General features: G+C 68.9%; 21 protein-coding genes and 1 tRNA gene. 6 read left to right on the top strand and 16 right to left on the bottom strand.

The features are described 5' to 3' along the window. Positions 1-7: 7 nt before the first annotated feature. The 12 genes from H0X00_RS00435 to H0X00_RS00380 all read right to left on the bottom strand — a co-directional run bounded on the left by H0X00_RS00435 (position 8) and on the right by H0X00_RS00380 (position 14,419). A complete protein-coding gene (locus tag H0X00_RS00435; RefSeq protein WP_293766456.1) occupies positions 8-1,114 on the bottom strand; it encodes a zinc-binding dehydrogenase in 1,107 nt (368 codons plus the stop codon). A gap of 7 nt (positions 1,115-1,121) precedes the next feature. After that, positions 1,122-1,613 carry a hypothetical protein gene (locus H0X00_RS00430; protein ID WP_293766454.1) on the bottom strand — a complete coding sequence of 164 codons (492 nt, stop codon included), beginning with the start codon at positions 1,611-1,613 and terminating at the stop codon, positions 1,122-1,124. Beyond that, a complete protein-coding gene (locus tag H0X00_RS00425; RefSeq protein WP_293766452.1) occupies positions 1,610-2,878 on the bottom strand; it encodes a hypothetical protein in 1,269 nt (422 codons plus the stop codon). The genes H0X00_RS00430 and H0X00_RS00425 overlap by 4 nt, the downstream gene beginning before the upstream one ends. Before the next feature lie 41 nt (positions 2,879-2,919). After that, complete coding sequence (locus tag H0X00_RS00420; RefSeq protein ID WP_293766450.1) at positions 2,920-3,612, bottom strand: ABC transporter ATP-binding protein; 693 nt, start codon at positions 3,610-3,612, stop codon at positions 2,920-2,922. Further along, positions 3,605-4,342: an ABC transporter ATP-binding protein gene (locus H0X00_RS00415; protein WP_293766448.1), complete on the bottom strand. Its 738-nt coding sequence runs from the start codon at positions 4,340-4,342 to the stop codon at positions 3,605-3,607. Before H0X00_RS00415 ends, H0X00_RS00420 begins: the two co-directional genes overlap by 8 nt. Positions 4,343-4,407: 65 nt before the next feature. Next, the gene (locus H0X00_RS00410) at positions 4,408-6,651 is read right to left on the bottom strand and encodes an ABC transporter permease (protein WP_293766447.1); all 2,244 of its coding nucleotides are present in this window, start codon (positions 6,649-6,651) and stop codon (positions 4,408-4,410) included. Positions 6,652-7,009: 358 nt separating this feature from the next. Continuing rightward, entirely contained in the window at positions 7,010-7,306 is a 297-nt protein-coding gene (locus H0X00_RS00405) for a hypothetical protein (RefSeq protein ID WP_293766446.1), read from the bottom strand. A gap of 14 nt (positions 7,307-7,320) precedes the next feature. Next, on the bottom strand, positions 7,321-8,811 hold the full coding sequence (locus H0X00_RS00400) for an ABC transporter substrate-binding protein (protein ID WP_293766445.1): 1,491 nt from the start codon (positions 8,809-8,811) through the stop codon (positions 7,321-7,323). Between the two features lie 122 nt (positions 8,812-8,933). Further along, positions 8,934-9,260, bottom strand: a complete 327-nt coding sequence (gene fdxA / locus H0X00_RS00395) for a ferredoxin (RefSeq protein WP_293766444.1) — start codon at positions 9,258-9,260, stop codon at positions 8,934-8,936. A 7-nt stretch (positions 9,261-9,267) separates the two neighbouring features. Further along, the gene (locus H0X00_RS00390; protein WP_293766443.1) at positions 9,268-10,737 is read right to left on the bottom strand and encodes an aldehyde dehydrogenase; all 1,470 of its coding nucleotides are present in this window, start codon (positions 10,735-10,737) and stop codon (positions 9,268-9,270) included. 461 nt (positions 10,738-11,198) lie between these two features. Beyond that, a tRNA-Met gene (locus tag H0X00_RS00385) sits at positions 11,199-11,275 on the bottom strand. Positions 11,276-11,410: 135 nt separating this feature from the next. Then, positions 11,411-14,419, bottom strand: coding sequence for a UPF0182 family protein (locus H0X00_RS00380; RefSeq protein WP_293766442.1), 3,009 nt, complete (start codon positions 14,417-14,419; stop codon positions 11,411-11,413). 112 nt (positions 14,420-14,531) lie between these two features. Between H0X00_RS00380 and H0X00_RS00375 the strand changes: the two genes are divergently transcribed. Beyond that, positions 14,532-15,200 carry a PPA1309 family protein gene (locus H0X00_RS00375; protein WP_293766441.1) on the top strand — a complete coding sequence of 223 codons (669 nt, stop codon included), beginning with the start codon at positions 14,532-14,534 and terminating at the stop codon, positions 15,198-15,200. Between the two features lie 6 nt (positions 15,201-15,206). On the opposite strand, the gene H0X00_RS00370 is transcribed toward H0X00_RS00375, so the two are convergent. The 3 genes from H0X00_RS00370 to H0X00_RS00360 all read right to left on the bottom strand — a co-directional run bounded on the left by H0X00_RS00370 (position 15,207) and on the right by H0X00_RS00360 (position 17,922). Continuing rightward, on the bottom strand, positions 15,207-16,265 hold the full coding sequence (locus tag H0X00_RS00370) for a PDZ domain-containing protein (RefSeq protein ID WP_293766440.1): 1,059 nt from the start codon (positions 16,263-16,265) through the stop codon (positions 15,207-15,209). A 57-nt stretch (positions 16,266-16,322) separates the two neighbouring features. After that, a complete protein-coding gene (locus H0X00_RS00365; RefSeq protein ID WP_293766439.1) occupies positions 16,323-16,748 on the bottom strand; it encodes a molybdenum cofactor biosynthesis protein MoaE in 426 nt (141 codons plus the stop codon). Between the two features lie 70 nt (positions 16,749-16,818). After that, entirely contained in the window at positions 16,819-17,922 is a 1,104-nt protein-coding gene (locus H0X00_RS00360) for an NAD-dependent epimerase/dehydratase family protein (RefSeq protein ID WP_293766438.1), read from the bottom strand. 98 nt (positions 17,923-18,020) lie between these two features. Here H0X00_RS00360 and H0X00_RS00355 point away from each other — a divergent pair, with 98 nt between their 5' ends. The 3 genes from H0X00_RS00355 to H0X00_RS00345 are packed head-to-tail and all read left to right on the top strand — an operon-like array spanning position 18,021 to position 20,562. Next, a complete protein-coding gene (locus H0X00_RS00355) occupies positions 18,021-19,370 on the top strand; it encodes a zinc-dependent metalloprotease (RefSeq protein ID WP_293766437.1) in 1,350 nt (449 codons plus the stop codon). Then, positions 19,367-19,906: an NUDIX domain-containing protein gene (locus H0X00_RS00350; protein WP_293766436.1), complete on the top strand. Its 540-nt coding sequence runs from the start codon at positions 19,367-19,369 to the stop codon at positions 19,904-19,906. The genes H0X00_RS00355 and H0X00_RS00350 overlap by 4 nt, the downstream gene beginning before the upstream one ends. Then, positions 19,903-20,562, top strand: coding sequence for a PH domain-containing protein (locus H0X00_RS00345; RefSeq protein ID WP_293766435.1), 660 nt, complete (start codon positions 19,903-19,905; stop codon positions 20,560-20,562). The genes H0X00_RS00350 and H0X00_RS00345 overlap by 4 nt, the downstream gene beginning before the upstream one ends. Before the next feature lie 90 nt (positions 20,563-20,652). On the opposite strand, the gene H0X00_RS00340 is transcribed toward H0X00_RS00345, so the two are convergent. Then, on the bottom strand, positions 20,653-21,222 hold the full coding sequence (locus H0X00_RS00340) for a M48 family metallopeptidase (protein ID WP_293766434.1): 570 nt from the start codon (positions 21,220-21,222) through the stop codon (positions 20,653-20,655). A gap of 522 nt (positions 21,223-21,744) precedes the next feature. Between H0X00_RS00340 and H0X00_RS00335 the strand changes: the two genes are divergently transcribed. Further along, entirely contained in the window at positions 21,745-21,903 is a 159-nt protein-coding gene (locus tag H0X00_RS00335) for a DUF5679 domain-containing protein (RefSeq protein ID WP_293766433.1), read from the top strand. A gap of 106 nt (positions 21,904-22,009) precedes the next feature. Next, positions 22,010-22,949, top strand: a 940-nt coding sequence (locus tag H0X00_RS00330; protein ID WP_293766432.1) for a hypothetical protein, incomplete at its 3' end; no start/stop codon positions are given.

The following is a 22,949-nucleotide window of genomic DNA, read 5'->3' as shown; positions in this document are numbered from 1 at the left end:
AGAAGCCCTAGAACATGACCACCCAGCGGCCGTTGAGGCCGCCCTCGCGCATGGTCGCAAAGCCGGTGTTGATGTCCTCAAGCGCGATGTGCTTCTCCACGATGCCGGCCACGTCGATCCGGCCTTGCCGGTCCAGGTCGATGAAGTACGGCAGGTCGGTGCGGAATCGGTTGGCGCCCATCGCCGCGCCCTGGATCTTGCGGCCGGGGATGAACATCCGCATGTCGAACTCGGGGCGCTGCCCGGTGCCGATGCCGATGATCGTCGCGAGGCCACCGGGTCGGAGCATGCAGAAGCTCTGCTCAGCGGCAGATTTGAGGCCGACCGCCTCGAAGGAGTAGTCGACCCCACCGCCGGTGAGTTCCAGGACCTGCGCGACGACGTCCCCACTCGAGGCGTCGACCGAGTCGGTGGCGCCCATCGCCTCCGCCGTACGCAGCTTCGCGGCCGAGGTGTCGATGGCCACGATGCGACGGGCACCGGCTACCCGGGCGCCCTGGATCGCCGCCAGCCCGACGCCTCCGCATCCGAGCACGGCAACCGTGGATCCGGGCCGCACCTGGGCCGCGTTCAGAACCGACCCGAGCCCGGTTGCGACACCACAACTCAGGACAGCCGCGCGATCGAGTGGGTATTCCGGGTCGATCTTCACCACGGCGTGCTCGTGGACCAGCAGCAGTTCAGCGAATCCGCCGAGGTTCGAGAACTGACCGACCCGGGTCCCGTCCGGCAACGTCAGCCGATGCGGTGCGTCCGCGGGTCTGGGGCCCGGGCTCTGCCGACACAGCGTCGGAATGCCACGGAGGCAGAACTCGCACTCACCACAGAACTGCGCGGGGTACGTGATGACGTGATCGCCGGATCGCACGTAGGTGACGTCGGCGCCCACCGCCTCGACGACCCCGGCGCATTCATGGCCCAACAGAACCGGCAACTGCACACCCACAGGCGTCAGCGCGAGCGTCTTCGGGTCGTCGAGATAGTTCAGATCGCTGTGACACAGCCCGACCCCGACGTTGCGGATCAGGACCTCCCTGGCCGCGGGGCGGTCAATCTGCAGATCGGTGATCCGGAGTTCGCCGCCGGCAGGGTCTTCGAGAATTGCCGCCTTCACCGTGCGGTCACGAACCCTTGAAGAACGACAGGGTGCGACCGAACTCCGCGACCGTAGGCCCGAACGGGGCAATCGACGGACCGTAGTCCTCGCCAGCCTTCCGGCTGCCCTCGGCGAGAGCGTCGATTCCCGGGTTGACGACGGGATTGATGGCGCTGAACTGGCTGCTGCTCTCGATCCCGGCGGTGAGTTGGTTATGGCCCTCGGTCGAAATCGCTGCGCAGCCGTCGTTGAGTTGGGTGCTGAAGGGCGACATGGCTTCCGCCGCGCCGAACTGACCACCGCCCGCCAGGAGGATCGACCCTCCGAGCGCACACATCAACGGCAGTCCCACGGTCGCCCCGAAGTCGAACATGCGCAGCGTCGGCGTCACCACGGCGGCATCGCCCGACTCAGCCGGGTCGAGCGCGGCCGCCGAAGCTCCGGGCGCGACGGCCCCGACGATCAGGGCCGACGCACAGCCCACCAGCAGCGCGCTTCGCAGATGGATACGGGTCATGCCGAGGTCCTTCCGAGACGGACAGCGAGGAATCCCACGAGTTGCGTGCCGACCAGAGCGAGGACCGCCGCGAGTGCGAGCAGGCCGTACAGGAGCTCCGCGGAGCCCAGCCCGAACGCTGACGCCGCCGACAGCACGGCGTTCGGTGCTGCACCAGTTACGGCCGACGGCGCCGTGGCGAGCTCGGCGGTCGGTGGGAGACCCCCGATTGTGTTGGGCAGTAGGCCGATTCCGTCAGCAACCGCGCCGGGCACGCTCGCCGGGCTGCCGGATTCCGGTCCACCACCCAAACCGTCCAGGACCCCCGGCGCGAGAGCCGAACCGGCACCCGCGTCATCCGCGGTGGCCGAAAGGAAGACCTGGCCCAGGGTCGTGGAGGTGACCACCAGGCCGAGATCCTTGATCTCTCGCGCAATGTCGATCTGCAGGCCGCCGGAGTTGAGGGACTGGATGGCCTTGCCCCGCTGGGGCGACCCGGTGTTGGTAGAGCCGTCGGAGTAGACATAGGTCGCCGGAAGGAACCTCAGCGTTATCCCGGACTCCTTCAGCGACGCGTTCAGCGAGTCGATCATGTCCGGGGTAAGCGCGTGCTCGGCGCCGAAGCCAGTTCCGGCTGCCGTCACGGTGCCGAGTTTGGTGATCACCTCGTAGACCGGGGCTTCGCCGGCCCGTTTGCTCATGGTCGCGATCGAACTGACGTTGCCGATGTCGACCAGTCCGCCGAGGTTGAGTAGATCGGCTCCGGCCGAGGCCACGATGCCCAGGCTGCCATCGGGGTTCACCAAGGTTCTCGCGGAGGAGAACATCGTCGAGTGCTCACTCGCGGCGAGCGCACCACCCATAGCCACGCTTCCTTCGGCGCGCTCAGGCTCGGCGTGCGCCTTGATCGCGTACACACCCTGCGACTGATTGTCCGCGGGGCGGTCCGGTGAGCTCGCGGAGACGTAACCCGGCAGGGGGGGCAGCGGCGGAAGCGAGCCCGATCCGACGCCGTTGACAGTGCCCGGCAAGGAGTTGGCCAGCGGCGAGTAGGGGGCGCCCGCGTCCGCGAAGCTCGTTCCCAGGCTGTCGATCCTGGCCGACGATCCATAGGCGCCGGCCTCGTAGGTGGAGACCAGCGGCGCCTGGGGAACGGTGATCAGGAACTGAAGGCTTTGGGCCTGGGCGCTCAAGGTGTAGTTCTCGATAACGGCCGGGGAGTCGGCCTTCGCGATGGACGACCCCAAGCCGACGAACCCGAGCAAGGCGGCCGCTGGAATAGCCACCGCCCGGGCCACGCTTCGTGTGGAGCCCAAGTTCGACGAGATCATGCCCCGACCCCCAAGTAGGACTCCGCAACCATCTCTTCTCCGATCTCGCATGGTTCGCCCGCAAAATTGATGCGACCGCGCTTGAGGATATGCACGTAATCGGCCAGCGCGAGTGCCTTGCCGACGTATTGCTCGACCAGGAGCATCGCCGTCCCCTGGGCTGCCAGGGTGTGCAGGTACTCGAAGATCTCGTCGACGATCTTGGGAGCGAGACCCATCGACACTTCATCGAGAAGCACGAGCTTGGGGTTACACAGATATGCGCGAGCAAGCGCCAACATCTGCTGCTCGCCGCCGCTGAGGGTCCCGGCCAGCTGGGACATCCGTTCACCCAGGCGCGGGAACACTTCGACTGCCCGTTCGGCCATACGACCGCCACCCGGCGGCGTCTGCAGGCGAAGGTTCTCCGCGACCGATAGTGCAGGAAATATTCCGCGGCCTTCGGGGATGTGGCAGACACCCGCAGCGGCGAGGCGATATGGGGCCGAGCCAGTCATGTCCTTGCCTTCGACGAGCACTCGACCCTCGGTCGGTGCCAACAGGCCAGAAGCAACCCGTAGCAGCGTGGTCTTCCCGGCGCCGTTTGGTCCGAGCAGCGCCACCACGGCTCCGGGAGGAACGACGAGGTCCACGTTCCGCAGGACCACTGCGGAGTCGTAGCCGGCGACGATCCCGGAAAGCTCAAGCATGGGCCAGACCTTCCGCTGCCGCCGAAACGCCCTCGGAGCCTAAATAGGCCGCGCGGACGATGTCGGAAGACATCGTTTCGGCGGTCGTCCCCTCGAAGATCTTGCAACCGAAATCGAGCACGTGAATGTAGGTGCACACGTCCGCCACCAGTGCCATGTCGTGTTCCACCAGGAGGACCCCGATGCCGGTCTCGGCGACGAAGGTTCGCAGGATCGCGCCGAACTGCTCGGTCTCCTGCACATCCAGTCCGGATGAGGGCTCGTCCAGGAGCAGAAAGCGGAACGGGCTGGCGATCGCTCGGGCCAGTTCCACCAGACGACGTTGGCCGGTCGAGAGGTCGCCGCTCGTCCGGTTCGCGAGTGCACCCAGCCCGCACAGGTCGATCGCGGTGGACGTTCGGGACCTGATTTCCCGGGCCTCCTTCGCCGGGCAGAACAACTGGCCCCAGGGGCGCCGGGCGGACATGGCGGCCTCGGGCCCAAGCGCAACGTTCTCCCGGACCGTCATCGAGTCGAACAGCTCCATGCGCTGGAAGGTCCTACCCAGCCCGTGCGCGGCCCGCGACGCCGTGGAGCGGCCGTTCAGACGGCAGTCGCCGAGGTGGAGCGTTCCAGCCCACGCCGGTACCACACCGGTGCAGGCGTTGAACGTCGTCGTCTTGCCCGCACCGTTTGGGCCGAGCATCCCGGTGATGCTTCCGGAGCCCGCAGTTAGGGAGACGTTGTTCACGGCCGTCAGGCCACCGAAACGGACCGTCAGATTCTCGACAGTCAGGTCCGGAAGTTGCCCAGTCGTCATACCCAAGCACCTCGCAACTGCAGGTCGCGGCGTGCCCGGACGGGCCCACCCTCCGGCGTGCGCAGCGCACCGCGCCGACTCGGCTGCACCCTGGCGATACCGGGAACGACGGCGACCGCCAGCGCGAGCGCCCCGAAGAACACGCCCTGATAGTCCACGAAGAATCCGCTGTCGAACGGCGGATAGATCTTGAGCACCACGAACAGGAAGGCGGCCGCGATCGGGGAGAGCAGCGGCTGCCGGCCACAAAAGGTCAGCACCGCGACCATCACGAGGGAGTTGAAGTACCCGAACGAGCCACTGGGGTTCCCGCTGGCCGAGGTGGTGACTCCCGCGATCAGCACCCCGCCCACCGCGGCCATGGCAGCGGAGATGCAGAACACGAACAGCCGAGTGAGCCGGGTGTTGGCACCGTGCGCGTCCAGGGCAACGGGCGAATCGGCCAGCCCACGCAGGAGACGTCCCAGCCGGCTGCGCCGGACCGCGACCACGGCCAGCGCACAGACCCCGGCCACGGCCAAGGACAGGTAGTAGTAGCCCCGGTCGCCGGACATGTTGAGCGCGTCGGGCCGCGTGACCTGCTGGTTGTCGAACTTCCCGAACATCAAGAAGGTGCCGTAGAGCAACTTCTGGAACAGCAGGCCGACGCCGAAGGTAATGACCGCGAGGTAGGTCCCGGTGAGACGGAACGAAGGGATCGCGACAATCGCCCCGACGGGCACCGTGACAGCGACGGCGAACAGCATGGCCAGCAGCCAGGGCACTCCGTTGTGCTGGGCGTGCGCGAACGACGTGGCACCGACGGCCGCGAAGGCCATGTGGCACAGCGAGATCTGGCCCGAAGTCCACAGCAGTAGCCCGAGCGACATGAAGATCACGACGAAGCCGACCCCGGTCGTGTACTGCGTCAGGTCACCAGGACCAACCAGATCGGGGATCAAGAGCGCCACGGCCACAACGGTGGCGGTGGTCCCGTACACGGCCTGCCGGGGGAAGGCCCGGATCGGCCGGGCGCGCCGGACGCGCCGGGCCCCGCGCTCGACCAACCGGCGAGGCGGTAGCAAGGCCAGCGCGGCGACCAGAACCAGGAACGGAACCTGGGTGTAGAACGCCGAGATCGTCAGGTTCTGGTTCGAGGTCAGCTGACTGGCGAGCAGGTTCATCGAGACACCGATGACCATCGCTGACGCGAAAGCCAGCGGCAAGCTTGAGAAGGAAGCAACCGCCGCCGCCCCGAAGGCCGCAATAAACAGCACGAGCAATTGGTTGACGTCGATCCCGATCGCGGGCGCCACCAGCATGCCGGAGATCGACACGAACGAAGAACCGATTGCCCAGGCATAGCGACGAACCTTCACCGGGTTCGTGCCCTGCAGGGCCAGCAGGTTGGAGTCGTCGACGACGGCCTGCATGCTGATGCCCAGGCGGGTGGACTTGAAGAAGAGGAACAGCCCGATGGTCGCAACGATGGCCAGCGCCACCACAATCATCTGGTTCACGCCGACGTTGACCGAGCCGATCTCGACAAGACCGGTCGGCAGGAAGTCGTCGAACGCGATGGTGGCCGTGCCGTATAGGCCTGTCAGCAGCGACTGCAGCAACACGAGGAGGCCGATCGTGGCGACCACGCGTCGAACCGCCGGCGCCTCCGCCAGCCACAATGCCAACCGTTCCAGGACTAGTGAACCGACGACGCCAACGAGCAACAGCGACAGCAGGGCCGCGATGGGCCAGGGCATGCCCGCATCGACGCGGAAGCTGTAGAAGACGTACGCCGATGCCGCGGCCTGCGCACCGATGGCAAAGTTGAACACGCCCGAGGTCTTGAAGGTGAGGACCAGACCCAGCGCGGCCAGTGCGTAGATGGAACCGTCGGTCACACCGGTGACCACGAAGGGCCAGAGGTGGTTGGCTTGAACCCACGGGATGCCGATGACGAGGACAGCTATGGCAGGCAGCGCGGCGAGAACGGCCGGCCGGTGATCGGCCAACGGCCCGGCTTTCCGCGCACGCGCAGAAGCGGTTGCGCTCACGGCTTGCACACCCCGCACGGCATCATGCCGGATTCCGTCGCCTCCGCCTTCGACGTGTGGCGGACCGGGCGGTTCGCGACGAAGGTGCATTCGAAGCGATGAATGAAGCTCGCCCCCGGAGTCACCAGCACTGCAACAGCCCCCTGCAGGATCGCCGCCGGCGGAGCGACCCGATCCCGTGGCCGCAGCAGCCTGGCCTCGGTGCACAGTTCGCGCTGGCGCTCACCCACGGCACGGCGTCCCCGCAGTAGCCACAGGGCGTGGCTGATGCCGCTGACCATGAGCGCGACGATGGCCAGGAACAGCGGACCTGCCTGGTCCGACTCGCGAGCCTGTCCGGAGGAGATGGCCCACGCCACGATGCACAGGACCGCACCAACAGCCGTGGGCACAGCCCACCGGAGGAGGTCCGCCCGGTTCCAGGGGAGGTGGTGGACCGTCGCCGACGCAAGGTCGGCGGGGCGGACCAGGTGCGCGGGACCGCGCAGATCAGGCCCGATGTCAGGGGCGACCGAGGTTGGCGGCGCTTGGCGCGGCCGGGATCGGGCGGCTACGGACGACCCCCTCACCGCGCGTCCTCGGCTACCAACAACTCCTCATGCTGGCGATTCACGCTGCGCTCGAGGCTGTCGAGCTTGTACCACTCGTCGCGCAGATCCGCGGAGAGCCAAAGCATCCCACCGAGGCCGAGTAGGAACATGCCGCCGATGCCGCCCGAGATCAGGTACGGCATCGCGTTCGCCATATAGGCGGCACCACTGACGCCGACCCAGCCGACGATCAGGGCGAGTGCACCGACACCGATGCACACCCACGCGGCCACGCGGTCCCACTGCAGCTTGAGCCACTTGCCGATCTCCACCGTCGTCTCCTCGGTCAGCAGCTGGTCTTGAGGCCCTGGGGGGCGGTGTAGCGCCCGTTCTCGATACCCTGGAAGAACACACAAAGTGGGGCCTCGTAGCGGCCACTGGTGAACGTCAGCGGGATAGTCAGCCCGCCCAGGGTTTCCTTCTTCAACTCGCGTAGTCCCTTGAGCCATTCGGTACCGGTCGGCTTGTCGCTGAGGTACTTCGCCCCGGCCAGCGCCAGCTGCCCAGCGGTCCATGCGTTGGAGATCTCACCGTTCAACCGGCCCAGAAGGTACGAGGCGTACTTGCCGAGGGCGGTGTGAAAGGCAGCGGTCGCCGGGGTGCTCGAGACGACCGAAGGAAAGACCGGACTGGGGATGATCGCACCCGCCAGGTTCGGCTCGCTCGGCACGGCCGGCGACGCCAGCCCGACCATCGCGAAGTTCGGCTTGTAACCCTGAGCCGCACAGTCGCGGACGAAGCGGGCGACGCTGGCTCCCTCGGCCAGGATCCAGATCCCGGAGGCCCCGGAGTTCTTCGCGTTGATGCAGGTCGAGGTGTAGCTGGGCGCCGTGAGGGAGACCGGGGCGTTGTACACAATGTCGGCGCCAACCTTCGCGGCCCACTTGTGAATCAGCTCGTTGTTGGCCTTGCACACGAACGCGACCTCGATGCAGTAGAGCGTGGCGATCTTCGGACCGCCGATCTCCACCAGCTTCTGCGTCCCGATCTTCATCTGGGCTTCGAAGGAGCCGCCCTGGGGGAAAGCGATGGGCGAGGTCGTCCAGGCCGGGTTCGACAGGTCACCACCGATGAGCGGGACGCCCTTCGAGGCGGCGTAGTTGGAGATGGACTCGAACTCGAAGAGCAGAAAGTTGTTGACAAAGGCGATGACGCCTTCCCCCTCGACCATGTTCTTCGCGAGGGTCAGCGCCTTCGACGGGTCACCGCCGGTGTCCGCGGTGATGACCTGAACGGGGTGCCCGTTCAGCCCGCCGTTGGCGTTGGTCCACTTCGCCCAAACCTGCAGCGAAGCCGGGATGTCGCCGAAGATGCCACCCAGCACGCCGCTGTACGGCCCGATGTTCCCGACCTTGATCAGGGACTTGTTCGCGATGGCCGGAGCCTGGGCGCCGGCACCCGTCGATCCGGGAGCCGGTGCGCCACCCTTCGAGCCCGATCCCTTGGAACCTGCGGCCGCAGTGGAGCCCGCGCCAGCTGATCCAGATTCCGTCGTGGCGGTCCCAACTGAGCCGCCTCCAACCGCCCCGGCGCCGGGCGTCGCCGTCCCCGACGTTGCCGGGTCGGCTGCTCCTGTACCGGTGGCGCCGACCTGTGCGTCCTGCGAGCCAGAGTCCTCCGTCACCGTCGTGGTGCCGGCGGCTGCGCGGATCTCGTCCTGGGACAACCTCGTTGCGCATCCGGTGGAGACCATCGCGACGACGGCGATCACCGCCACCATGCGTCCGCGCACCCGCGCCGACTGGAAGCCCATCTGCGACGTCTGCCGAGCGCTCATCCCGGCGCCTACCTTTCGTACATTGTATATTCTATGTGTCCCCACAGTACCATCTGCGTCGATTTGTGCAATGGGTCACGGTGGCCCGGATAGCACCTGCGGGGAGCTGTGAACGCCCTTGTTCAGACGACTTCGGAGGGCCGTGGGAGGTCTTTGATCCACTGAGGATCGTGCTCCAACCTGCCGGCCTTCGACGCGCCACCCAGGGATCCCAGGTCCCGGAAGAAGGCATGGCCGTTCTGGCTGAACATGCTCCACTCCCCCGGGACGTCGTCCTCGTAGAAGACCGCCTCCATGGGACACGCCGGCTCGCAGGCGCCACAATCGACGCACTCGTCCGGATGGATGTAGAGCATCCGCTCGCCCTCGTAGATGCAGTCGACCGGGCATTCCTCGAGACAGGACTTGTCGAGGACGTCGACGCAAGGCTCAGCGATCACATAGGTCACGGTGCGACTACCTCGTCGGAAGGTCGGCGTGCCGGGCGAACGACCCGGCCCCGAGAAGAATCGACTGGAGGGCGAGGTATTCGTTCAGCCCCTCCGGCCCCATCTCCCAGCCCAGCCCGGAGTTCTTCATGCCGCCGAAGGGCGAGCATTCCTGGAACCCGAACCCATTAATGGCCATGATTCCGGTCCGCACCTGCGCCGACAGCGCGAGGGCGTGGTCGACATCGCTTGACCAGATCGAGCCGCCGAGCCCGTAGTCGCTGTCGTTGCTGATCGCCACCGCTTCCGCTTCGTCGGAGTAGGCGATGATCGAAACGACAGGGCCGAAGATTTCCTCTCGGGCGATCCTCATCGAGTTGTCGACGTTGGCGAAGACGGTCGGCTCTACGAACCAGCCCTTAGCCAAGTGCGCCGGGCGCCGGCCACCGGTGACGAGGGTCGCTCCCTGCTCCACACCGGAGAAGATGTAGCCCTCGACACGGTCGCGCTGCCGCTCGGAAATGAGCGGGCCGATGAACGTCGTCGGATCGAACGGATCGCCGACCTTGAGAGAACTGGCCATCGCCCCGAACGCTTCGACGAACTCGTCGTGTCGGGACCGGGGCACGAGGATTCGTGTGTCGGACATGCAGCCTTCGCCGTTGTTCACGTACGAGTTCAAAGCTAGCCCGCCGACCGTGGAGGCGAGGTCGGCGTCCTCGAGGACGATGGCGGCGGACTTTCCGCCGAGCTCAAGAACGGTCGACCGGAGCCGACCTCCGCAGATGGCGGCGATCTTCTTGCCGACCGCGTCGGAACCGGTGAAGGAAACCTTGTCCACACCGGTGTGCGAGACGAGGTGCTCCCCTACCTCCGCGCCCCCGGGCACGACACTCAGCACACCTTCGGGGACCCCGGCGGCTGCGGCCGCCTCGGCCATCAAGTTGGGGCTGAGCGGCGTCTCCGGCGGAGGCTTGACCACCACGGAGCACCCGGCCGCCATTGCCGGTGCGAGCTTGAAGATCGCGAGGGGCCACGCGCCGTTCCAGGGAACGATCGCGCCGACGACACCTACGGGGACGCGCCGGATCAGGCTGCGCCCGCCGCTCCCCTCACGAACCTCCTCGGCGATGAGTTCGGCCGCCAGCTTCGTGTAGTACCTGATCACGTCCAGCGAGGGCCCGGAGCCGACGGCTGCGACCTGAGATACCGGCGCGCCCTGCTCCGAGACCTGGGCGGTGACGATGTCGTCCATCCGCTTCGAGAGTTCCTCGGTGAACCGAGCCAGGACCGCGGCGCGTTCCGCCGCGGAGCTGCGCCCCCAGTCGCCGTCTACAGCTACCCGGGCCGATGTCACCGCCGCGTCGATGTCCGCGGGGCTGCCCTCAGGGACTTCGCCGATCAGCTCCTCGGTCGCCGGGGAGAAGACCTCGATCACCTGGTCGGACTGCGGCTTGACCCACCGGCCGCCGATGAATAGTTCAGCGCGTCGATCCACCGCTGTGCCCCTCGTCCGCCGAGTGCGCCCGGCCGTCCGGCGAGCGTTGACACATAATATATTTAAGCCTTCGGGCGTCAAGGCCCCCCGCCACGGGGCGCATCAACAGACCCCTCCAGGCCGCACCCTTCACGAGCCTCAAGGACCGAGCAAATACCCACTGCTCCCTTGGATCGGGCAGGACCTTCGCCATCCGTCGCCAGTCCGTCGCCCGCAGGCCACAGTCAACTTCGCCCCCTCGAATGCGTCGAGCCCGGTTAGCGCCCGGCCTCGAACCGTGGCCCGGAGAAATCGACGTCGCGCCGCCGACGCGACCCGATGAAGGTCCTCGTCCGCCGCCGTCCCTACCAGTCCAGGACGGTCCACATCGGCGTGTCGCGAAAGTATGCTGACCAACTGCTGACCAACGATCAAGGGCCACGATCACAATTTCGTGATCATGGCCCTGACCTGCGGAAACGTGGTAGCGGGGGTAGGATTTGAACCTACGACCTCTGGGTTATGAGCCCAGCGAGCTACCGAACTGCTCCACCCCGCGTCGGTGTGTCCTCAGGCTACTGGCGGCGCACACCACCCTGCAAATCGGTTGCCGGAGCCTTAACGGCCAGGACGTCCGAACCGGCGAGCGTGATAGCTCACGATGGTTCGGACGTCCCGGCTTCAGACGGCCGCGTTAGGTGTTGCCGGCCGGCGGGGTCTCTTCAGGTGGTGTGCTCGGGACCGGTGTTGGTGAGGGCACCGGGGTCGGGGTCGGCACCGTTCCGGCACCGCCACCGGCCTTCTTGTTCTGCAGGGTGGCCGCGCGGGTCAGCGCCGCCTCCAACTTGTCCTGCTGCTTGCCGTACTCGGCGAAGTTGCCCTTGGCGAGAGCGGCCTGCCCGTCGGTGTAGGCCTTCTGCGCGGCGGCGATGGCGTCGGCGAGTTGGGCGTTGGTGCTCTGCCCACTTCCCGACCCGTTGCCCTTGTCGGGCTCGACGGGCACCTCCGCGCCGGAGTTGCCCTCGAAGACCTGGTCGAGCGCCTTCTCGAGCGTCTCCGCGATCGCGATCTTGCTCCCGAAGGACACGATCACCTGCTGCAGCAGCGGGAACGAGGTACCGGTCGCGGCCTGCACGTAGAGCGGCTCGACGTAGAGCAGGCCGCCGCCCACGGGCAGCGTCAGCAGGTTCCCGAACGTGACCTTGTTGCCGACCCGCAGCGGGAGCACGACGTTGTTGACCGCGGGATCGGCCTTGATCGCGTTCTGTACCTGTCCCGGCCCCGGGACCGTGGTATTTCGCGGTAGCTGCAGGACCCGGATCTTGCCGTAGTCCGGCCCGGGTGTGGCGTTCACCGCCATGAAGGCGGCCAACTGTTGTCGCTGGTTGGGCTCGAACGCCGTGGTCAGCGAGAACGCGGGCGCGGTCTGGCCCGGCATCTGCAGGGTCAGGTAGTAGGGCGGCTGCGCCTCGCGGTCGCCGCTCACGCCGAGCGCGGCCTGGCTGTCACCGGTGCCCGGATCGCGCGGCACCTGCCAGAAATCCGCGCGGCCGTAGAAGGTCTGAGCATCCGTCACGTGATAGCGCGAGAGCAGTTCGCGCTGCACCTTGAACAGGTCTTCGGGGTAGCGCAGGTGACCGAGCAGCGCGGCGGGGATCTCGGACTTGTCCCTCACCACGTCGGGGAAGGCCTTCTTCCAGGTCTTCAGCACCGGGTCCTGTTCGTCCCAGGTGTAGAGGTTCACCGAGCCTTCGTAGGCATCCACGGTGGCCTTCACCGAGTTGCGGATGTAGTTGACCTCGTCCCGCGGCGCGATCACCCGGCGGTCCGCGGTGGTCAGCGTGGTCTCGGTCGCCTCACCGAGGGTCGTGCGACTGGCGTACGGATAGTTGCCGCTGGTGGTGTAGCCGTCGACGATCCATTGGATCCGGCCGTCCACGAGCGCCGGGTACGGGTCCCCGTCCAGGGTGAGCCACGGCGCAACCTTCTCGATGCGCTGACGCGGGTCCCGGATGTAGAGGATCTTCGAGGCCGGGTCGATGTCGGAGGAGAGCAGGATCTTCTCCTCCTTGAACTTCACCGCGAACAGCAGCTGCTTCCAGAACGAGCCGATCTTCACCCCGCCCTCGCCGGCGTAGGTGTTGTTGGCCTGGCCGTTGGGCTGCGCGTCGGCCGGGTAGTCGAACTCGCGGTTCTGCCCGTCGCTGCGCCCGACGATCGAGTACTCCGGGGATTCCTCCCCGAAGTAGACCCGCGGCTCGTAGTCCCCGAGCACGCTGGTGTCGGAAATCCCGGCGGAGACGTAGGTCGGCTCGCCGTCGACGTTGACGGTGTTGCCGCGCGCGGCCACGAAGCCGTAGCCGTGGGTGTAGATCAGGTGGTCGGAGATCCAGTTGCGCTGTGCGGCCGGGATGGAGCTGAGGTTCAGCTCGCGGACGGCCGCGACCACGTCCTCCTTCTTGCCGTCGATCGTGTAGCGGTCGACGTTCAGCGTGTCCGGGAAGGAGTAGAAGCCGCGGATCTGCTGCTGCTGCTGGAAGGTCGGGGAGATCAGGTTCGGGTCCAGCAGGCGGATGCTCGCCGTGGTGTCGGCGTTGCCGCGCAGCGCTCCGGCCAGCGCGGTGGTCTTCGCGTCGTACTCGGTGACCTCGGCGCCGTCCAGGCCGTAGGCCGTCCGCGTCGCCTGGATGTTGCGGTCGATGTACGGCGCCTCGCGGGTCACCTCGGACGGGCGCACCTTGAACTGCTGCACGATCGCCGGGTACACCCCACCGATCAGCACCGCGGACAGGATCAGCAGGCCGAGACCGATGCCGGGCAGCATCCAGGTCCGCCGCCAGACGTTGACGAAGAACAGCACCGCGCAGATCAGCGCGATGCCGACCAGGATCGTCTTGGCCGGCAGCAGCGCGTTCACGTCGCGATAGCGCAGACCGGTCCAGCCGCTGACCCGTTCGAACCCGCCGCCGTTCACCGCCAACCCGTACCGGTCCAGCCAGTACGCGACGGCCTTGAGCAGGACGAAGACCCCGAGCAGCACCGAGATGTGCGCCTGCGCGGCCGGGGTCGACTTCTCCCCCGGGGTCTGCAGGCGCAGCCCGCCGTAGAGGTAGTGCGTGACCACGGCGGCCAGCAGCGCGACCAGGGTGACGGCGAAGAAGAAGCCGAGGACGAAACGCCACCACGGGTAATCGAAGACGTAGAAGGAGACGTCCCTGTTGAACTGCGGGTCCTTGACGCCGAAGTCGGTGCCGTGCCGCCACTGCAGCCAGGTGCGCCACTCCCCCGCCGCCGAGGTGCCGGCCAGGATGCCGAGCAGCAGCCCGACGCCGATCACCAGCCAGACCCGGTACGGGTCGATGCTCACCCGGTAGCGATCGAGGTTCTGCTGCTCCGCGGACATCCCCCGGAAGGCAGGGCGCAGCCGGTAGGCGACGACGATGTTCAGCACCACCAGCACGGCCATCAACAGCCCGAACACCGCGAACAGCGCGAGCCGGGTGGTCAGCCGGGTGGTGAAGACCTCAGTGTGGTCGACCGACTTGAACCACAGCAGGTCGGTGATGAAGGAGGTGAAGACGCCGAAGCCGAGGACGAGCAGCACCATGATGACCAGCGTCGGGATCAGCGCCTTGGGCCGCTTCCTGGCCGTGCTGAACGGTCGCCGGCTGGGTTGCCCGGACTCGGGGGGATTAAAGGTCACGCCAGCCGTCCTGTCGCCGCTTGATCCTGCTCAGCTGTTGATCACGCCGTGCCAGGGCAACTTACCGGCGGTCCTTGTGGTTCCCGACGCCGCCTCACTTAGGGTGGCCGCCGTGAACCCCTTTCTCCACACCGCCCTGGTGGACATCGAATCCCACGTCGCCTCCGCCGGCTGGGATCAGCCGGCGCGGCTCTACGCCCTGGTCGAGACGGCCGTGCTGCTGCGCGAAGAGCCCTCCTTGATGGCGGAGTTCAAGTCCCTCGGCATCGACCGACCGCCGGCGTTCACCCCGGTCGAGCAGGAGGACCTGCCCGACATACCGCTGGACGAGGTGCTGGCCCAGATCACCTGGGGCGAGCAGGTCACCGGCTGCGCCATCGCCGTGGAGCGCCTGGTGCTGCCCGCCGAGGTCGAGGTCGAGGTCCCGCACGACTCCCCCGAGATGCCGGCCTACGTCGCCGCGCACCCGCTCCGGGAGGAGATCCGCCTGGTCGCGGTCGTGCTGCGCAACGGCAACCGGGACTGCGCGCTGCGGATGCGCTCCAACGACTCCGACGAGCAGGTCCTCTTCGGTCAGGACCTGGCCCCCGGCCTGCTCGAGGCGCTGCTGGAGACCTTCACCGAGTACGAGTACGAAGAGGTCGACGAGGCCGATCTGACCGACGAAGAGCGCGTCCTGCTCGCCGAGGAGCGGGCCGCCCAGGCCGACCACGAGCACGGCCCGGGCTGCAACCACGACGACGACAAGGGCGACGGTCACGGCCACGGGCACGGCCACTGACCCCAGCTAGCAGGTGGGGACGTCCCCACCGTTGCGGATCGCGGCCAGCGCCTTCACAGCGGTGGCCAGGGTGTCGACCTTGACCAGCACAATCCCCTTCGGCGCACTCGCGGCCGCCTCCCGGCAGTTCTCCGCCGGCACCATGAACACCGTCGCGCCGGCCTTCTTGGCGCCCAGGATCTTCATCTGGATGCCGCCGATCTTGCCGACCACGCCGTCGTCCTCGATCGTGCCCGTCCCGGCCACGTGCCGCCCGCCGGTGATGTCCTCGACGGTGAGGCGCTCGATGATCCCGAGGGCGAACATCAGGCCGGCGCTGGGCCCGCCGACGTCGTCCAAGGAAATCGTCACCTGGAACGGGAACTCATACGAGACGTCCGGGGTGATGCCGACGAACGGCACCGCCGGGTCGTCCGGATTCGCCGCCGCGGTGAGAGTCTCGGTGACCTTCTCGCCCTTGCGGTTGACGACGAAGGTGACCTTCTCCCCCGGCTTGTGCTTGCGGACCAGCTCCACCACCTGGGCCGGGCCGGTCACCGCCACCCCGTCGATCTTCTGGATCCGGTCGGCGACCTGCAGCTTGCCGAAGGCGGGGGTGCCCTCGGTGAGGGCGGCCACCACGGTGTGCGCGGTCAGGGCGATCTTCAGTTCCTTGAGCGCCGCCGCAGTGGCGTGCTGCTGGGAGAGCGCCATCTCCTCGACGTTGCGCGCCTCGATGTCCTCGGCCGAGACGTCGTCCGGGTAGATGGTGTTGCGCGGGACGACGGCGACGCCGGACTGCAGCCAGCCCTGCATCGCCTCGAACAGGCTCATGTTGTGGCCGGGGTTGCTGATCGCGACCGTCGTCAGGTCGAGCTTGCCGGTGTCGGGGTAGGTCTTCGTCCCGGTGATGACGATCAGCGGCTTGCCGTTGGCCTCACCCAGGGTGTTGGTGGCCGGTCCGGGCGAGAGCCGGGCGTAGGGCACCGGCAGCAGCAGCAGAAACGCCACCATCACCAGGAGCAGGACCCCGGTGACGGAGAGGGTGACGGTCCGCGCCTGGCGCGCCCCGAGTCGGTTCAGCACGGGGTGACCCTACGTGAGAGGCCTTGGCCCGATGCGGAGCATCGACCCGGATGGCGGTTACGGCGTGCCCACCCATTCGGTCGACCCGTCAGCGAAGATCTGGTGCTTCCAGATCGGGGTCTCGGCCTTGAGGGTGTCGATCAGGTCCTTGCAGGCGGCGAACGCCTCGCCTCGGTGACCGGTGGAGACCGCGACGACCACGGCGACCCCGCCGATCGGCAGGTCGCCCACCCGGTGCACCGCGGCCACCCTGATCACGTCGTGCTGGGTGGCGATGCGTTCGCAGATCTCGCGCATCTTGGCCTCGGCGCTCGGGTGCGCCGAGTACTGCAGGCCGGTGACGTTCTTGTCGTTGTCGTTGTCGCGCACCGTGCCGACGTACACCGCGAAACCGCCCGCGGCCGGGTCCTGGACCACCGCAGTGATCGCCGCCTGGTCCAGGTCGACGTCCCGGATCTCGACCAACCGAACTGCGTCGCTCATGCGTCACCGCCACGGACTTCGTCCTCGCGGGGCCGCATTCGGGTACCTCTGGTTCGCTCGCTCCGCTCGCTCACGCGCGTCTCCTTCTCCGGGCCTGGCGCAGGATCGCCGCCGTCCCCATCATGGCCACCGCCGCGCCCGCCGCGCCAAGTGAGGTCCGGTGCCCGCCGCTGGGCCGGGCACTGAGATCGGCAAGCATCGCCTGCAGCGCCGAGGTGTTGTCGTGGGCCGACCGCCAGCCGGCGGTGCGCAGCCGGTCGCTGGAGACCACCCACGGATAGGCGACGTAGCGCAGCTCGCTGGGTGGCGCCCCGCCCACGCCGAAGCGGCCGAGCCGCTCGGCGGCGCCGAAGGCCAGCGACGAGGGCAGCGTCACCCGTCGCATGCCGGCGATCAGTTCGACGTCCTCCTGCTCCAGCCAGCCCTCGCAGCCGACCGTCACCGCACCGGACACCTTCCCCAGCGCGGCGTACTCGAGCGCGGCGAGCAAATCGTCGACGTGGCAGAACTGCCAGGCCGGGCGCACGCCCTGCAGGTGCAGCAGGCGGGTCGACTCGAAGTGCCGGGTGAGCACGGTGTCGGTGCCGTGCCCGACCAGCATCGCCGGGCGCAGCACGGTCAGCGCCGGCGCTCCGGAGGGCCGGGCGGCGCGGGCCAGGTCCTCGATCTCCATCAGCTCGGCGACCAGACCGCGCTCCGGGGCGGCGCGCAACGCGGCGTCCTCGTCCAGCGGCATCGGGTTCGCCTCGTCGGCGCCGTAGACCATGGCCGACGTGCACAGCACCACCCGCGGCACGTCCGCGCGCCCGGCGGCGTCGAGAGCCGCGGCCGCGACCGGGACGTTGGCCACGGTCGGCTCGGCGGCGAAGGAAATCTCCAGGTGCACCAGCACCGAGGCCCCGGCGAGCAGGTCAGCCATCAGCGGCTCGCCGGCCGGGATCGGGCGCAGCTGCGCGACCTCCGGATGCCCCGTCAGACGCGCCACGAGGCCGCGCCCGAGATCGGTGTCGGCGCCGGTGATCGCGATGACCAGGCCCTTGCCGGTACCCCGTCCGCCGGCGGCCCGCGCCGAGGTCCAGCGCTTCTGGGCCGGGGTCCGGCGCGGGGTCGCCGCACGCGTCTGCGAGCGTGCGGCAGTGCGCCCAGAGCGAACCGGCGGCTGCGACGGATTCATCGCAGCGAAAGCCCGACTAGGTTGGAAGACATGAGCACCGCAGGCTCGATGTCGTGGGTCACGGCATCAATCATCCCTGACCGGGACGGTTCCCCACGATGAGCACGCCTTTCGGCTTCGGAATGTCCCCCGGCGACGACGATCCCAACAAGGGTCCGGGCCCGGACAACCCCTTCTCCGCGCTGTTCAGCGGCGACCCCAACGCGCTCGGCGCAATGTTCACCCAGCTCGGCCAGATGCTGTCCTACAGCGGCGGCCCGGTGAACTGGGATCTGGCCAAGGACACCGCCCGCAAGACCGTCGCCGCGGCCGGGCCCGACCCGTCGATCAACGCGGCCGAGCGCCACGAGGTCGACGAGGCGATCCGCCTGGCCGAGCTCTGGCTGGACCCGCTCACGGTGATGCCGGCCGGCGCGAACGCCTCGTTGGCCTGGAGCCGCGCGGAGTGGATCGAGAACACGCTGGCGGTCTGGAAGCAGCTCGTCGAGCCGGTGGCCACCCGCGTCGTCGAGGCGATGGGCGGCGCGATGCCGGCCCAGCTGCCCGAGGAGATGCGCGACGCCGCCGCTCCGCTGCTCGGGATGATGAAGCAGATGGGCGGCGCGATGTTCGGCGCCCAGGTCGGGCAGGCGCTCGGCTCGCTGGCCGGTGAGGTGCTCGGCGCCACCGACATCGGGCTGCCGCTCGGTCCGGCGGCCCGCGCGGTCCTGGTGCCGGCCAACGTCGCGGCCTTCGGCGAAGGCCTCGGGGTACCGGCCGACCAGGTCCGGCTCTACCTGGCGCTGCGCGAGGCCGCGCACCAGCGGCTGTTCGCCCACGTGCCGTGGCTGCGCACGCACGTCCTGTCCGCGGTGGAGGCCTACGCCGGCGGCATCTCGGTGCAGATGGACAAGCTGGAAGAGATCGTCTCTGGCCTGGACCCGATGAACCCCCAGGCCATCGGTGAGGCGTTCAACGAGGGCATGTTCACCCCGGAGAACACGCCCGCCCAGCAGGCCGCCCTGGCCCGCCTCGAAACGATCCTCGCCCTGATCGAGGGATGGGTCGACGAGGTCGCCGGTTCCGCCGCCGCCGAGCATCTGGCCGCCGCGCCGCAGTTGCGCGAGGCGATCCGTCGTCGCCGCGCCTCCGGCGGGCCGGCCGAGCAGACCTTCGGCACCCTGATCGGCTTGGAGCTGCGCCCGCGCCGGCTGCGTGAGGCGGCCGACCTGTGGCAGCGCCTGTCCGAGGCCCGCGGCATCGACGGTCGGGACGCGATCTGGGCCCACCCGGACCTGCTGCCCACCGCCGAGGACCTGGACGACCCGGCTGCGTTCGTCAGCGGCAAGGAACTCGACATCTCCAGCCTGCTCGACGGCAGCCTCGGCGAGGCGCCACCGGAGGGCGAGATGCCCGGTTCCGACGCCGAGGGCGACTCGCCCGACTCCCCCGGCACCGACGAGAAGTGAACCTGCACGCCGACGCCGTCAGTGTTCTGACGGAGTATCAGCCCGTCGATGCGCAGCAGCGGACCCTGCGTGACGAGTTCCTGGCCTACCTCGCGGAGCACCCCGACGCGATGACGCGGGAGAGCCGCCCCGCGCACCTGACCGGCAGCGCGATGCTCGTCGACCCGACCGGTACCCGGGTGCTGTTGAACCTGCACGCCAAGGCCAAGAAGTGGCTGCAGTTCGGCGGCCACGCCGAGGACGGCGACAGCTCCCTGGCCGACACCGCGCTGCGCGAGACCCGCGAGGAATCCGGCATCGACGAGCTCTACCTGCTGCCCGGCCCGGTGCTGCTGGACCGGCACCCGGCGCCGTGCGGCGCGGAGGCGCACCTCGACGTCATGTACGTCGCGATCTCGACCCCGGACGCGCACGAGAAGGTCAGCGAGGAGTCGATCTCGCTGGGCTGGTTCGACCCGGCGGCGCTGCCCGAACCCACCGACGACGCCGTGCGCCGACTCGCCCGCGCCGCGGTGGCCCGGGTGCGCGGAGGATGACCACCGCAGTGCTCGGGCTGGGGCGGGTCCCCTCCTCGCTCGCCGGTGGACGGGTGCTGGTGCGCCAGCCCGGCGCGCTGGTGACCGGGCTCTTCCTCGCACTGGTCTTCGGCACGATGGCGGTCGTCGTGCTGATCGACCCCGGCCCGGAGAACAGCACCGGGCGCGCGTTCCTGGACCGGTGGGTGTTCGGGGCGGTCGTCGTCCCCGCGCTCTTCGGCATCCGGCGGTTTCTGCTCCGCCCCCGGATCGTCGTCGACGAGACCGGGGTGCTGCTGGACAACGCGTTCTCCTCCTGCGCGCTGCCCTGGGCCGACATCGAGGGCGCGCGCGGCGGTGGTTACGTCGAGGTGGTCGGGACGGACGGCGACTGCACGCGCGCGCTGGTCTACGGCCCTGCCTTCTCCGGCCCGATGACCCGCGAGGGCCGCCCCACCGCCCTGGTCGCCCTGATTCGCGCCGAGGCGGCCCGCCGGGCGGGCCGGGACGGGCCGTCGGAGGATTACGCCGCGTCCGCCCTGGTGGCCGATGAGGGACCGCGGGCCGTCGCCACCGATCCGGTGATCCACCCGCGCGCGGACTACGGCATCGCCGAAGGCGTCGCCCTCGCCGTGGTGTGGACCGTGGCCTGCGCCATCGCCGCCGGCCTCGTCTGACCCTCACACCACGGATGGCATCCGCAGCGACAGGCAACGGATGTCATCCGCAGCGACAGGCAACGGATGTCATCCGTTGCGACAGGCCGGTCAGGACTCGACGAGGTCCGCATCTTCGGACAGGTCCAGGCCGGAGGCCGAGGAGACGCCGTCGAGGTAGCCCCGGGCCCGCTCGGTGCGCGGGTACGGCTCCAGCAGCTTCCAGAACGCGGCGCTGTGGTCCGGGACGATCAGGTGCGCGAGCTCGTGCAGCAGCACGTAGTCCACGACGTAGCGCGGCATCCCGCGCAGCTTGGTGGACAGCCGGATGGTGGCATCGATCGGGGTGCAGGACCCCCAGCGGTTGGCCTGGTTGTTGGCCCAACGCACCGAGACCGGAACCGCCCGGCCCTCCAGGTAGCGATTGGACAGTTCGCGGGCCCGAGCCATCAGATCGGCGTCGGTGGGGCGGCCGCGGGCCTCTTGAGCGGTCAGCCGGGCCAACATCGCCTCGACCCAGTACCGCTCATCGGCGCGGGTCATCCGGGCCGGGATCAGGACGACAGTGCGGCCGTCCTCGCGGTAGGCGGACACGGTGCTGCGCCGACGCGGGCTGCGCCGTACCTCGACCTGGTCGAAGGCGACCTCGGCCGGCTCCGCGGCACGGGGGCGCGAGCTCATGCTCCAGCCTCACCTGTCACATCCATGACGCTACCGGCCAGGAGCCCCTTGCATCGGCAGACGCCACAGTCGTGACCAGAAATCCACACCCTCATGACCAAGTCAGCCCTGCTCAGCGCCTTGATCACCAGAATCCGGGAAGGTTTCCCACAGGGTTGTCCACAACCCGGTCGGCCCCCCGCGCCACCTTGCGCCGAAAGTGCACTTCTGCAGGTGTTTTCGCCGGTTTTTGCCTGCGGTTCTGCACTTTCGGCGGCTGTGGGCGGGCGGCAAGCGGGCGGTGCGGGCACGCCTGCGGCGCGGGTTGAGGGGTGAGGGAGGAGGGGTATTTCTCACGCCAACCGCCCCGGTTTGTCCGCTTTTGGGCGATTTGACGGGACGCGCCGCGTGGCGACGCACCCCCAACTGGCGTGGCGCACGCTCAGCGGGGGCTAGTGTGTGCCGCTGTCCGGCGGGGAAGACGCGGACAACCGCCGACACGGCCGGCGCCTGGCGCAGGCCACGACACCGAGGGAGACCGACATGGGCGAGAGCTACACCGGCGAGGCGTACTGCGTGAAGTGCAAGGAGAAGCGCGACTTCACCGGCGAGGTGAAGGTCAGCGACTCCGGCCGCCGCATGGCGCAGGGCATTTGCAAGGTGTGTGGCACCAAGCTCAACCGCATTCTCGGCAAGGCCTGAAGCACCGCTTATCCACAGCCCGCCCCCGCGTTCTGACGCGGGGGCGCCGGCTGGGGCAAGCTTCCCCTCCTCGGCCCTATAGGGGCCCGGTGCGGAGGGTTGAGGCGTGGGCGCAGCCCGGGTCGACGAGCAACTGCGGCGCCCCCGGCTGAAGACGGGCCTGGCCCGCCTGCGGCGTGGCCCGTCGACCGTCCAGTTCGGGCTCGATCCGGACCGGGCCGTGCTGCTCACCGGCATCGACGCCGCCCTTGACCGCTGTCTGGACCGCCTCGACGGCTCCGTCCACCCGGCTGAGCTCGCGGCGGACCTCGACGTCCCGGTCGAGCGACTCGCGGACCTGCTGCGCCTGCTGGCGACCGCCGACCTGCTCGAGGACGCCGCCGTCACCCCCGGCGGCTGGCGACAGGTCCCGCTGTCGGCCCGGGACCAACTCGCCCCCGACCTGGCCTCGCTGACCCTCACCCACCCGGGCCCGGACGCGGGCAAGGACGCCCTGGGACGACGCCTGTGCGCCCTCGTCGAGGTCCGGGGCGCCGGACGCGTCGGCGCCACCCTGGCAGGCCTGCTCACCGCCGCCGGGGTCGGCCGGGTGGACGTCCTGGACGAGGGAACGACCGCTCCCGCCGACCTGGCCCCCGGCGGGCTGACCAGAACCGACCTGGGCCACCCCCGCGGCCCTTCGGCGGCGCGGGCCGCCGCCCGGGTCTCCGGGGTCGCCTTCCCGGCCGAGGACGGCGTGCCGGACCTGGTCGTGCTCGCCGACCTGCCACCCGCGATCGGCGTCGGGGACGACCTGCTGCGCGCCGGCATTCCGCACCTGGTGGCCGCGCTGCGGGAAACCGAGGGCCTGGTCGGGCCACTGGTGGTGCCAGGACGCTCCTCGTGCCTGCACTGCCACCACCTGACCCGGACCGACCGGGACCGCGCCTGGCCGCACCTGGCGGCTCAACTGGCCGTCCCGAGCCCGCGCGCGGCCTCGGTGCGTCCCTGCGACGTCGTGCTGGCCACCACCGTCGCCGCCCACGCTGCGCTGCAGGCCTTGGCCT

The organism is Sporichthya sp. (assembly GCF_013815995.1).
Classification (GTDB): Bacteria; Actinomycetota; Actinomycetes; order Sporichthyales; family Sporichthyaceae; genus Sporichthya.
This window is presented reverse-complemented; position numbering and strand designations above follow the sequence as displayed.